The sequence below is a fragment of the endosymbiont of Galathealinum brachiosum genome (assembly GCA_003349885.1).
Classification (GTDB): domain Bacteria; phylum Pseudomonadota; class Gammaproteobacteria; order SZUA-229; family SZUA-229; genus SZUA-229.
The window spans coordinates 34,138-46,860 of record QFXC01000008.1; the positions used below are offsets into that span (position 1 = coordinate 34,138).

The 12,723-nt window shown below is 38.3% G+C and carries 11 protein-coding genes; 10 read left to right on the top strand and 1 reads right to left on the bottom strand.

Annotated features, from left to right (window positions below; all coding sequences use genetic code 11):
- Positions 1-3 precede the first annotated feature (3 nt).
- Positions 4-1,353, bottom strand: coding sequence for a Fis family transcriptional regulator (locus tag DIZ80_06215; protein RDH84111.1), 1,350 nt, complete (start codon positions 1,351-1,353; stop codon positions 4-6).
- 267 nt (positions 1,354-1,620) lie between these two features.
- Here DIZ80_06215 and DIZ80_06220 point away from each other — a divergent pair, with 267 nt between their 5' ends.
- The 10 genes from DIZ80_06220 to DIZ80_06265 all read left to right on the top strand — a co-directional run bounded on the left by DIZ80_06220 (position 1,621) and on the right by DIZ80_06265 (position 12,641).
- Positions 1,621-2,013 carry an SCP-2 sterol transfer family protein gene (locus DIZ80_06220; protein ID RDH83733.1) on the top strand — a complete coding sequence of 131 codons (393 nt, stop codon included), beginning with the start codon at positions 1,621-1,623 and terminating at the stop codon, positions 2,011-2,013.
- A 144-nt stretch (positions 2,014-2,157) separates the two neighbouring features.
- Positions 2,158-3,621, top strand: a complete 1,464-nt coding sequence (locus tag DIZ80_06225) for a hypothetical protein (protein RDH83734.1) — start codon at positions 2,158-2,160, stop codon at positions 3,619-3,621.
- Positions 3,622-3,784: 163 nt separating this feature from the next.
- Complete coding sequence (locus tag DIZ80_06230) at positions 3,785-7,528, top strand: acriflavin resistance protein (GenBank protein ID RDH83735.1); 3,744 nt, start codon at positions 3,785-3,787, stop codon at positions 7,526-7,528.
- 48 nt (positions 7,529-7,576) lie between these two features.
- Positions 7,577-8,521: a hypothetical protein gene (locus tag DIZ80_06235; protein RDH83736.1), complete on the top strand. Its 945-nt coding sequence runs from the start codon at positions 7,577-7,579 to the stop codon at positions 8,519-8,521.
- Between the two features lie 24 nt (positions 8,522-8,545).
- Positions 8,546-9,175: a hypothetical protein gene (locus DIZ80_06240; protein ID RDH83737.1), complete on the top strand. Its 630-nt coding sequence runs from the start codon at positions 8,546-8,548 to the stop codon at positions 9,173-9,175.
- Positions 9,176-9,295: 120 nt separating this feature from the next.
- Positions 9,296-9,706, top strand: coding sequence for a hypothetical protein (locus DIZ80_06245; GenBank protein RDH84112.1), 411 nt, complete (start codon positions 9,296-9,298; stop codon positions 9,704-9,706).
- Positions 9,707-9,789: 83 nt separating this feature from the next.
- The gene (locus DIZ80_06250; GenBank protein RDH83738.1) at positions 9,790-10,590 is read left to right on the top strand and encodes a hypothetical protein; all 801 of its coding nucleotides are present in this window, start codon (positions 9,790-9,792) and stop codon (positions 10,588-10,590) included.
- A gap of 7 nt (positions 10,591-10,597) precedes the next feature.
- The gene (locus DIZ80_06255) at positions 10,598-11,221 is read left to right on the top strand and encodes a chromosome partitioning protein (protein ID RDH83739.1); all 624 of its coding nucleotides are present in this window, start codon (positions 10,598-10,600) and stop codon (positions 11,219-11,221) included.
- A gap of 12 nt (positions 11,222-11,233) precedes the next feature.
- Positions 11,234-12,028, top strand: coding sequence for a hypothetical protein (locus DIZ80_06260; protein RDH83740.1), 795 nt, complete (start codon positions 11,234-11,236; stop codon positions 12,026-12,028).
- A 43-nt stretch (positions 12,029-12,071) separates the two neighbouring features.
- On the top strand, positions 12,072-12,641 hold the full coding sequence (locus tag DIZ80_06265) for a hypothetical protein (protein RDH83741.1): 570 nt from the start codon (positions 12,072-12,074) through the stop codon (positions 12,639-12,641).
- Positions 12,642-12,723 lie beyond the last annotated feature (82 nt).

The following is a 12,723-nucleotide window of genomic DNA, read 5'->3' on the forward strand; positions in this document are numbered from 1 at the left end:
TGTTTATACGGAAATATTATATTTCTGAATCCATCTCCATAAAGTTGTTCGATTAACGCCGAGTATTTTTGCAGCTTCTGCTTTGTTTCCGTTACAGCTTTGCATGGCGTTTTGTATTTCATTTATGGTGTTTTCTTCATCGTCTGAAATTTTTATATACGTATTCATATCGGAACAGTATTCGCGAATATCCTGAGGCAGGCTTTCCGGAAAGACAATGCCGTCTTTAGCGCAGATAATTCCATGTTCTACCGCATTTTCAAGTTCACGTACATTTCCCGGCCATGGGTAGTCCATCATCATTCTCATTGAGTCCTGATTGCACTTCATATTATTCGGATAACCTCTGTCGCAAAGTTGAGCGCAGAAATGTTCTATCAAAACTGGAATATCTCCAGGTCTGTCTCGAAGAGAAGGCACTGTTAGGGCTATTACAGCCAGACGGTAATATAAATCAGCGCGAAATTTTCCACTATCGACCATGTCTCTTAAATTTTTATTTGAAGCGGCGATAATTCGGACATCAACTTTAATGGTTTTATCTGATCCAACCATTTCAAATTCCTGTTCCTGAATGGCGCGCAATAGTTTTGCCTGAAGATGAAGTGGAATTTCTCCGACCTCATCAAGAAATAGGGTGCCTTTGTTAGCGCTTTGAAAACGACCTAAACGATCAGAGCTGGCTCCGGTAAAAGCGCCCTTTATGTGCCCGAATAATTCAGACTCAAGTAAAGCATCAGGTATAGCCGCGCAGTTAACTTCTATAAACGCTTCTTTGCTGCGCTGGCTTTGATTGTGTGTTAATCGTGCTAGCTGTGTTTTGCCTGTACCCGATTCACCCTGTAATAATGTAAAGGCATTAGTAGGTGCTATTTGTTGTATTCGACTGATTATTTCAAGCATCTGGGGGTCTTTGCTCGAAAGTTTTGCGCCACTTGGATTGAGTACTGATTGAATATGATGAGAATCGGTCTTGTCACTAAAAAGAAGTAGTCTCTTTCGGTCTTTTGAATCTGTATCTGATATCAGACCGCTGGTTATTTCTATAACTTTATAAGTATCGCCGTGTTTAATTCTTTCTTCAAATGTAACAAAATTACCGCTAGGTTTACCAGCGGCATCAACCTCACCAGAATCAATTGCTGCTCTAAGTAATGACTTTTGAAGGTTAAATTTGCCAATATCGTTTAACTTTTCAAGTTCTGTATCTTCTTTTATATCCAGTAATTTTTTAACTGCATTATTATAAAAGAGTATTTTACCTAACTGGTCGGCAACAATAATGCCTTCGTCTATATATTGAATAACAGTTTTTGCTAAGGGGGCGAAGTCGAATTTATTTTGCTTTGTCATTTGAATACTTCTCGATTTTACTCTATATATTTATATCTGAACTATGAAGATAGGTTATTTGCAACATATTGCAACATGTTGCAACGATTGATATCACATTTCGTGTTAAAATCATCGTCTTAGCGGTAGGGCATCAGAATATGTTGCATGCTGCATGGAAGATTAAACAGCATATTATTTTATATGTAACAAAAACAATGGGTTATATAAATGGCATATTAATTGCTTGATATAAACCATTTTAAAAATGAATAAAGGTGAAAAAGAATGAGTATGTTTACTGAAGAATGGATGAACAAATATAGCGAAGCCTGGAATAAAGAACCTGGTTTAGCTGATGCGCTTAAACAGATTAATTTCAACTCTGTAATCGGATATGGCCTCGACGGAGATGCAACACCTATTGGTTATATTGATGTGCAGGATGGTCAGGTTGTTGATTCAGGCGCATATGACGGTCAGGAACTTAACTGGGACTTACGTGCAACTCAAGCTAACTGGGATAAATGGACGAAGAAACCTCTGGGTATGATGGGTCTTGGTATGGCTTATACAACTAAAAAATTAAAATTTAATGTAGGTGATTACGGCGCGATGATTAAAGATCCTCGTATGGCTGGACCTTTCATTAAAAGCTTCGGTTTATTTGGAAAAATATAACTAACCAGCTAACTACTTACGTTTAAGGATGAGCGTATTGAAATAAGCTAGTTCTTTAAATTTAATAAAGAACTGGCTTGTGTTTAAAAGCAGGGAGCTATAACTTGTAAAAATGAGTTTTATAATGAGTATAAAACCGTAAATATGCCTCAGAATGTGACCATAATGAAAATGAAACGAATTTTTAAGTTAGCACTAATTTCATCACCACTTTGTATCTCTCCCGCTTTAAATGCTGCAGATACAGGTTATTATCAGAATTTTTCTACCAATTCAGTTAATCAGCCAAACGCGAATTCACAGCAAACACAACAGGTGTTTCAGGCGCCAGCAGCTTATTACAGTCAACGATATCAACAAAATTCTACAGGACCACAAATTGTCGCTGTTTCAAATATTAAAACCGGTGCACATGTAGTGCTTGGTGGCAGTGTTGTAGCAGATAAGGAAATTGTGCTAACAGCACAGATTTCAGGTCGAGTTGAATACATTGCAGGTGAAGAAGGTGACTGGTTCGATGAAGGTCAGATTCTGGTTGCACTGAATCACGATAGTATTCTTGCACAAAGAGAACAGGCAGTCGCTAACTTATATAGAACAGAAGCATCATTAGGCAATGCGAAGGTAAATTACACTAAAGAATACTGGGCGCCGCAGGCCTATCGTGATTACAACAATCAGAAGAATAAATTATATGGACCTATGCCAGCTCCAGCGGCAATGCAGGCACAGGCACCTGCAGCTCCAGCACAACAAAGTTCAGGTATGGGTTACTTTCCAACTATGTTTGATAGATTTATGGGAATGGGTGGCAATCCTATGCCAGCTCAGGCGCAGGCTCCAGCACCGATGCAGCAGCAACAGCCACAACAACAGCCTAAGCAGCAGGTTTTTAATCTTGAGTATCCCAATACCCAGTTGAACCCATGGATTCACCGTGATCTTGACAGATATACAAGTGAAAATAATATGAACATGGCTAAAAGTAATATTATGGCTATGCGTTCTAAGGTAAATGAAATTGATACACATTTACGTGATGCTCGTTCAATTAGTCCTTTTGAAGGCGTAATCGTTCAAAAGCTCGCAGAAATTGGGGATACAGTACAACGCGGTCAGTCGTTGGTTAAATACTCTGATACACGTGCACTTCAACTAGAAGTAGAAGTCCCAGCACGACTGGTATCTTCTATTGAAGTTGGTACGGTTGTGCCTGCAAAGCTTGATGTTGGAAACACATATATTGATGTGCGTGTAGTTCAGATCTTTCCTACAGCCAATAAGCAGAGGCATACAGTAACTGTTAAGTTTGAATTACCAGAAGGCGCACCTGGTGCACCGGGTATGTATGCTGAGGTTATGGTTCCTGATTTAAATACACCAATAAACAGCATGCCTGTAATACCTTCATCATCTATTGTTCATCGAGGAAGTTTACCTGCAGTTTTCGTTCTAAATAATGAAAACAAGGCTGAGCTAAGGCTCGTTAGGCTTGGGGATCAGGTAGATAATCAACATGTAGCTGTTCTTGCAGGTGTTCAACCGGGTGAAAATATTTTTGCTCACCCGCATCCGGGTATGAGATCCGGATGGACGTTAGAACAATAAGCGACGGCACACGATAAACGCATTGCATATCTGTGATATTTCATCATTAAACGGATTGTTTAATTACCAGAGCTTCTGGACGGTAGTCTTCGCCCTGGTAAATACAACTGATGAAATTAGTGCAGTAAAAATAAGCTGGAAAATAATTAACTGAGTTACCAACATGTCAAATGAAATAAATAATAATGAGAAATCTGGTGATATTGAACTGGATGAAAAAAATCTGGGAATAGCCGGTCGAATTACCCGTCAGTTTATTAACTCTCCAGTAACCCCCTTATTGATGGCTGCTTTTCTCATCATTGGTATCATTGGTTTAATGTTTACTCCGCGTCAGGAAGATCCAAAAATTTCTGTACCAATGGTTGATATTTTTGTTAAGTATCAGGGAGCGTCTGCTGAACAGATAGCAAATCTGGCTATAAATCCACTGGAAAGAATGATCAGTGAAATTCCAGGTATTCGTCATGTTTATTCAGCGAGCCAACGTGGATCAGGTATCGTTACCGCTCAGTTTTATGTTGGTGAAGACCTCGGCGAGTCTATAGTTAAAATTCACGATAAAATTCAGTCAAATTTAGATGCTATACCTCCCGGTGTTTCTATGCCGTTAGTGAAACCGGTTGGGCCAGATGATGTGCCTGTTGTTACAGCAACAATCTGGTCTGAAGATCCTTCAATTGATGATGCTATTTTAAGAACTTTATCTCTAGATATATTACAGAAGCTGGAACAGGTTCCAAATTCAGGTAAAGGTTTCATTGTTGGCGGACGTCAGGATCAAATTCGAATTGAAGTATCACCTGAACGATTAAATGGTTTTGGTATCAGTGTTCAGGAAGTTGCTAATACGATTAAAACGGCAAATAGTGAATTATCAGCCGGTAACATTGAAGGCGGCAATCGTACTTTTAATGTTTATACCGGATCGTTTCTAAATAATGCACAGGATGTTGCAAACCTTGTTATTGCAGTAAGAAATGGCTCACCCGTTTATGTTCGTGATGTGGCTCATGTATATCAGGCACCTGCTGAAACATCACAGGTTGTTTCATATGCAACAGGTCCAGCTTTCGAAGGAGAGGGCCCTCGTACTGCCGGATCGCAGGCGGTTACTATTGCAGTTGCTAAGAAGCTTGGTACAAATGGTGTGTCAATTGCCAGGTCGCTTATTGCCAAACTTGACTCCTTAAAAGGTCATCTGATTCCTGATAATGTGCAGGTCAGTATTACGCGTGATTATGGTAAATCGGCTAACGATAAAGTTAATGAGTTATTACTCGCATTATTTGAAGCAACAGTAGCTGTTTCCATATTATGTCTTATTGGTCTGGGTATACGTGCAGCATCGGTTGTTATTTTTGTTATTCCTGTTGTTATATTAATGACAATCTGGGGTGCGTGGATAATTGATTACACTATCGACAGGGTAAGTTTATTCGCATTGGTATTTACCATCGGTATTCTGGTTGATGATGCGACGGTAGTTGTGGAAAATATATTCAGGCGGTGGTTAAAAGCAGGTGAAACATCTACCAATATTGCAATAGATGCCGTTAGAGAAGTGGGTAACCCGACTATCATGGCAACACTTGCTATTATTGCGGCCTTACTTGCAATGGGGTTTGTTAGTGGTCTTATGGGACCTTACATGCGCCCAATACCTGTATTAGGTTCAGTTGCAATGTTTCTTTCTTTGCTTGCCGCTTTTATATTTGTTCCCTGGTTTGCAATGCGCTTACGTCCGGATTTAGATGCTCTAAGAAAAGCTGAAAAGAAAGAAGAAAGACAAATTGCATTAATAGGACGTTTTTATGAGCCACTTATAAATCCACTTATTAATAATAAATTTATAGGTAATATCTTTTTATTCTCGTTAATCGCTTTAACGGTTATTTCATGCTGGTTGTTTTCTATTCAGGCAGTAACTGTGAAAATGTTACCGTTTGATAATAAGCCAGAGTTTAATGTCGTTATTAATATGCCAGAAGGTACAGCGTTACCAGTGACGGCGAATTTAACTTCTCGTTTAGCTGCAAAACTACAGGATATTCCGGAAATTACTGCAATGCAGACTTATGTTGGTACTGCATCACCCTTTAATTTCAATGGTATGGTAAGGCATTACTATTTACGTAAACAGCCCTGGCAATCTGATATACAGGTAATGTTACTTGATAAAGATGACCGTGAACGTCAAAGCCATGAAATTGCAGTTAATGCACGAGAAATATTACAACCGATTGCTGATGAGTTGGGCGCAAAAATTCAGGTAGTTGAAATGCCACCTGGTCCACCTGTGTTACAGACAGTCGTAGCAGAAATATATGGTCCGGATGCTGATACTCGACGTCAGGTTGCTAAAGATATGACAGATATTTTTATGCAGGCAGAAGGTGTCGTTGATGTAGATAACTATATGACAGACGAGTATGACTACTGGCGTTTTGAAGTAGATACTAAAAAAGCTGCACGTAGAGGTGTATCAGTCACAACGATTAATCAAACCCTTGCAATGGTGATGGGTGGTTATCAGTTAGGTGATGTTAAAAAAGGAAAACTTTTAGAGCCAACTTATATTGTTATTCAAGCGCCAATGGGTGTTCGTTCAGAAATAAATCGCCTGGGCAATATGCCAATAACGGGTGTTAATGGTGAGTCAATTCCATTGACTGAGTTAGGGCGTTTCACGCGCGCTACTGAAGATCCAATTGTTTATCACAAAGATTTACGTGATGTTGAATATGTAACAGGTGAAATGACAGGCCGTTTAGGTGCGCCTATATACGGTATGTTTGCGGTTGAAGATTTACTGGCTAATTACGTAACTCCAGATGGTCAAACAATAACCGGAATGCCTATGGGTCTGCTTGGGCCACCAGATGATGACTTTAAATCAGCTTTTGAATGGGGTGGTGAGTGGACTGTAACCTATGAAACTTTCCGCGACATGGGCGGTGCGTTTATGGCTGCCATGTTACTGATTTATGGTTTGATTGTGTGGGAGTTTAAGGACTTTACATTGGGTGGTCTGATTATGGCACCAATCCCATTAACCTTGATTGGTATCATACCCGGTCACATGATTACAGGCGCAGAATTTACAGCAACATCAATGATTGGCTTTATAGCACTCGCCGGGATAGTCGTCAGGAACTCGATTTTACTGGTTGAGTTTGTCAAACATGAAGTATCAGAAGGCCGTGAAATAAAAGAAGCAGTAGTTAATGCAGGTAAGGCACGTATGCGCCCTATACTGATAACTGCACTTACTTTAATGGCTGGTTCATACATGATACTAGATGACCTTATCTTTAAAGGCATGGCGGTAAGTCTGTTGTTTGGTGCAGGTGTTGCAACAGTATTAACGTTAATCGTTATTCCTTTAGGTTGTATCAGTATTAAGAAACATTTTTACCATTGTTGTGATGTTAATGGTGAAATCATTGTTTACCGTGATGAGCCAGAAGAATACAAATTACCATTATGGATGAGTCTTTATTCTTCCGTTATAAATGGAGCAATGTGGTTATTTTATATTGGTCGCATGTTCGTGATGATGGTTAAAATGGGATATGACAACGTATTTGGTGGTACACCAGATTATGTTTCTGAGCCCGCAGTTGAGACTCCACCAACACCAGAACCTGAACCTGAAGTAAAGCAGGAGAAGAAAGCTGAAGAACCTGTGACTGAAAAGAAAGAGTCAACAGAAGAAGAAAAACCAGTAGCTAAAAAAGCAGCTAAGAAAAAAGCAGCGCCTAAGAAAAAGGCTGTGAAGAAAAAAGCAGCTCCAAAGAAAAAGGCGGTAGTGAAAAAACGCAGGGGTATCAAGCTAAAGGATGACTCTGATGATAGTGATTCAGGTAATGAAACTAATGACAATGATTCAGATGATAAGTCGTAGAGATACGAATTTATCTGTTAATAAAAATGAGTTCAGTAGGATAACGTTATGAAAGTTACAAAAATATTCTCTATAGCAGGTTTGATGCTGATTAGTACTCAGCAAAATGCAACTGTTGTTGAAAGTAATCAGATTATGCCACCTCCTGGGCCATATAAATCTATTATGAGTAATACGCCACCTGCATTTGTGCCTTTTGGTTCACGTCAGGCGCAGGCAAACCCTCATCAGCAGAATGTTATGCCTCAGAACTTCAGTCGATTTCCTGCAAATGTTCAGCATGTACCTCAGCAAAAAGCACAACAGCCAGAGTGGGTGTTAAAAAAACAGCAGGAAAATAAAGGCAGCATTGAAAAAATGCTTAAAGAAAATGAACAACGTAATAAAGAAAACGAAAAACGCTTTACCGAGTATTTAAAAAAAGCCGAAACGATTGCTGCTAAACGCAATGAGGATAGTAAGAAATGGCTGACTGAAAACAATCAGAAAATGAAAAAATACTGGGAACAAGAGTTTGAAAAATTTGCTGAGAATCAGAAAAAGCAAATTGAAAAAGCAAAAGATCTTCCAGAGTGGATGAAGACAAGTATGTTGGAGCAACAAGCGAAACAGCTGGAAATGATGAAGAAAAATCCACCAGTTCCTAATCAAAATGTAGCCGCACAAAGTAACCAGTTTGAGGGTGCTCCGCGACAAAATAGCATGACTCAGTCAATGCCTATGAACAGGGCGCCTGTTACTGGTCAGTTTAATCAGCAACAAAATAGAATGATAATGCCACCTCGTCAGAATATGAATCCACAACAGGTTTATAATCGCAATAATTTCACAAATCAGGCACCACGACAAATGCCTCAGAGGTTTAATCAGGCAAATCAGCCATTAACAAATCCTGGTTATGGTGCCCCAATGAATCCGCAATTTGGACCAGCTCCAATGCAGCAGTTTTCAAGGCCACCTGTATTTAATCCGTATAACAGATACCCTCGATAGTTAATAAGGTTCTAAGAGAAATTTATGAGTAAACTTAATATACAGCTTATTGCGATATCTGGTTTTGTAGTGAGCGCATTATTCCCTGTAACAGGATCAACCAGAGAAAATTTTTCAATATATGATCATTCCAATCATAATCATGAAGGTTCGATGCATGATTTGAAAAAATGGAAAACGGGTTCTAATTTTACCCCTCAAAACAGGTTTAAATATAATACGGTCATCACGAAGGAATATGATACGAGTAAATTTGCACAAACCGAACCGCAAAGAAGATCTGTAAATCCATGGAAAATTAAACAACAATCTAATAATAGTTTCGAAACTATAAATGCTGCTCGTCCATGGGGTAGTGTTCCAGAAAAGTTTTCTACTAAAACAGCGAAAGAAAAAAAGAAAACTGCCGTTAGTAATGATGTGCACGCAAATCAGCAGCCAAAATATAAACCGTTTGGTAATGATAATTTATTGTTGAATCAAAATAGAAATCCAAATCTTGTGCCTATACTAGGAAACTATCCAACCTTTACTGACCCGGGTGGATTTTCCCCTATGTATTCAAATCCAGGTTATGGCTACGGCAACGGATATGGATATGGTTTTCCAAATTACAGACCTAATTTGGGGTATTTAAGACCTTTCAGGTGGTAATGATTTATTCTAAATCATGAATTGATTTAGTTAGCGCATGTTGAACTTTCCGCGACATGTTTGATTAGAAGACTAAACTCTTCAGGAAACAATTAGAGTAATTAAACTGAGGACTTTATGATGAAAAAAGTATCTAAGATTGTATCTGCAGTAGCTTTATTAGGCGCATTATCAGCTCCAATGGTAGCCGATGCATGGTGGGGCCCATTTAATAATAATGGCTGGGGTAATAACGGCTGGAATAATAATAATAACAACGGCTGGAATAATAACGGCTGGGGAATGGGCGACTTCCTTGGTGATGGTGCCTTTGATTTTAATATGAGAGGCAATGGCCGCGGTAATGGCTATGGCAATGGTTATGGTAATAACTCTTATAATGGTAATAACCGTTTTAATGGTTACAATGGCTATAATGGTTACAATGGTTATAACGGCGCACCATATGGTTACGGCGCACCTTATGGCGGTGGTTACCCAGGTTATGGTTACGGTCCTGCACCAGTACCAGCACCTGCTCCAGTTCAGTAAGTATTATTTCAGGTTTGAGAGCACAGGGAAGTGCCTCTCCTGATATATTAAAATTAAATGTATTTTCAGGTAGACAAACGTTCATGATTTTTAAATCCTTGATATTGTCAGTAGTACTAACGGTTTTAACCGTTAATAGTTTTGCGTCGATCGCAGATAAAGAATTTTCAGCTGATGCGGTTGTTACAATCCCGGGTCAGCCTTCAACTACAAGCAAGTTGTTTGTATCTAAAAATGTAGTGCGTACTGAAATACAAACTCGTGATGGCATTATTATTGATATTGTTTATCCTTTCGAAGGAAAGCTTGTAAAACTGAATACAAAACATCAACAATATATAGAAATGCAGATCGAAAAACAAAATCCCGATCAAATTACTAATCCCTGTAATCGGATTAAAACTGCAAAGTGTACCTTGTTAGGTAAAGAGCTAATTGAAGGTAGAGAAACTCAGAAATGGCAAATTGTCGCTGTTAAACAGGGAAAAAATGTTAGAACGCTTCACTGGGTTGATGCTAAAAGACAGCTTGCTATACGTGAATTTTTTAATGATGGCTCAATGGCTGAAATGAAGCTTGAGACTAAAGAAACAATTAATGGACGCAACACTGAGCGATGGGTTCGTACAATTAGTCGCCCTGATGGATCAACTGTTAGTTCATATCAGTGGTACGATCCACAGCTGGAAATTTCAATAAAAGAAGAATTGCCAGGTGGTTATGTTAGAGAATTAAAGAATATAAAAGTAGGGATTCAGAAGAAGACAATTTTTAATGTGCCTGATAATTATAAAATGATGCGTCCTGAGCAATTGCCTTCAAGTGGGGCATCTCAAAGACCAATGCATCAGACACCTGCAAACTCGTCACAACAATACAGGTAGCTTTACATTGATTACAGTTATTGCAAATCTAAAGGGTGGTTCTGGTAAAAGTACAGTTTTATTTAATCTGGCATTATGGCTAAAAGAGCAGGGCGAGTCAGTGATTACTTTTGATCTTGACCCGCAGGGAACATTATCTGATGTTGCTGATGTGAGAAAAGATGAAGAGTTAGAAGTGCTTGACGTTTTGACCGATATCAATGAAATTGCTAATCATCTAGATAAGAATGTACTTATAGATGTTGGTGCCTCAAATATGAATGATATGAAAGCGGCAATAAAAGCTGCTGATCGTGTCCTTATACCTGTTTCACCAAGTCAGCCCGATTTATGGGCAACACAAAGGTTTTTGAAAATTGTAAAGGAAAGTGTTAACGAAGATAAGTCATTAGAATTACTGGCTTTTGTTAATCGAGCAGATACACACAGAATGGTGCGCGAATCAGATGAAACTGAGGAGGCACTTAATAGTATTAAAAGTATTGAAGTTATACCTCATCGGCTTTGTCAGCGCACTATGTTTAGACGTACTTTAAGTGAAGGTATGTCTATAAATGAAATAGCACCAAATAGTAAAAGTGCTAAAGAATTTAATACACTAGCAACAGCATTGTATGCTGATAAGACTTAACTGGAGTCACAAATGACAAGCTTACTTAAAAAACTAATCTGGTTGATAATTTATTTATTACCTATACTTGCGCTAATTTATTATCGCGCATTTATTTTTACAGCTGATTTCAATCAACCAGTAGACAGAGTTGTTAACGATTTTTCACATGCAATTGGTTTTGAAATTCCATCTTATAAACTGGCTAACAATGAAAAGTCTTTGTATAACAAATATGTAGATGATACTGCACAAGCTAATATAAATTCTGCACCTCAAAACCGAAATCCCAGATCTTTTAATAACTACTCTTACCCATCTTCAAGTGGTTCTTCTCTTACAGGTGGTCCGGGTATGCAGCCACAAGCTGCTTATATGGCGGAAGCTAAAGCTCCAGTTGATGAAAGTGATTCAGGTATAGATCAAATTATAACGGCTGTAAAAGAGACAATGAATGAAACGCTGGAAAGTTTTGTTGAAGAGAATGAGCAGCAGAGCTCTTCAGCTGAATCTTCTATGTTAAATGAAAAGGAACTTTTGTTTAAAGCCCGTCTTGCTTATTGGAATGGAGATTTAAAAACAGCTGAGACTACGTACATCCAGTTAACAGAGATGGCAATTGACGATCCTAATGCTTATGGAGAATTAGGCAATTTATATTATATGCAATCTAAATGGAAAAAAGCGAGTGATGCTTATTATCATGCAGCGCTAAAATTGAATAAAGCAAATAATGCGTATCAGGCACAGCATTTACTTAGAATTATTCGTGGCCTTGATACAGAAACCGCAGACAAATTGCAAGCTGAGTTAAATCAGACAAGTTGATCTTATCAGCTAAATAATTTAGCTAAATACAACAGAGATAGTAATGAACGAAGACCATAAGCCTAGAAAGATCAAGAATGTACGTGAAGTAATAATAGAAGCAATTGAATGCGAACCGGGTATATCTGGATGTACTGCTGACCCGGACACATGTCCGAATTCACCTGATTTGTGTGATAAAAAATTATCTATGTTTGGGTATTATGACGACACTATTAAAGAAAGTGTCGAATCAATACTGAGTAAAAGTTTAGATGACCTGACAAAAACATTTACAGCAAGTGCTAAGCGCTGGGAATTAATTGTATATCCTGCCATGTTTAGTTTTGTTGTGCTCGCAATTTATGGCTTCTTCCTGATATTTAGTCTGACTAAGGATATTACAACTGTTTCAACTGAGATGGTTAATATGAGTAAGAATATGACATCAATGTCCAGGGATGTACATACAATGACATTGATTATGCAGGATCAGTCGATGCATATTAGTGAAATGAATAAGAATATGCGTAATATGTCATCGTCAATGAATCAGATGCGTTACGACATGTCCAATATGAATAATAATGTTTCTAGACCAATGAATTTTATGAATTCATTTGCACCCTGGTAGTTCGCAAATTCAAATAATTATAACCTGTCTATGGTTGTAGAATAATATATTTATATACGGCTCTACAATCATAGATAGGATT

What these genes read in the sequence shown, in the direction of transcription:
- DIZ80_06220 (RDH83733.1), top strand. Translation starts at nt 1,621, where the DNA reads ATGAGTATGTTTACTGAAGAATGGATGAACAAATATAGCGAAGCCTGG.
- DIZ80_06245 (RDH84112.1), top strand. Translation starts at nt 9,296, where the DNA reads ATGAAAAAAGTATCTAAGATTGTATCTGCAGTAGCTTTATTAGGCGCA.
- DIZ80_06240 (RDH83737.1), top strand. Translation starts at nt 8,546, where the DNA reads ATGAGTAAACTTAATATACAGCTTATTGCGATATCTGGTTTTGTAGTG.
- DIZ80_06225 (RDH83734.1), top strand. Translation starts at nt 2,158, where the DNA reads ATGCCTCAGAATGTGACCATAATGAAAATGAAACGAATTTTTAAGTTA.
- DIZ80_06250 (RDH83738.1), top strand. Translation starts at nt 9,790, where the DNA reads ATGATTTTTAAATCCTTGATATTGTCAGTAGTACTAACGGTTTTAACC.
- DIZ80_06230 (RDH83735.1), top strand. Translation starts at nt 3,785, where the DNA reads ATGTCAAATGAAATAAATAATAATGAGAAATCTGGTGATATTGAACTG.
- DIZ80_06260 (RDH83740.1), top strand. Translation starts at nt 11,234, where the DNA reads ATGACAAGCTTACTTAAAAAACTAATCTGGTTGATAATTTATTTATTA.
- DIZ80_06235 (RDH83736.1), top strand. Translation starts at nt 7,577, where the DNA reads ATGAAAGTTACAAAAATATTCTCTATAGCAGGTTTGATGCTGATTAGT.
- DIZ80_06215 (RDH84111.1), bottom strand. Translation starts at nt 1,353, where the DNA reads ATGACAAAGCAAAATAAATTCGACTTCGCCCCCTTAGCAAAAACTGTT.
- DIZ80_06265 (RDH83741.1), top strand. Translation starts at nt 12,072, where the DNA reads ATGAACGAAGACCATAAGCCTAGAAAGATCAAGAATGTACGTGAAGTA.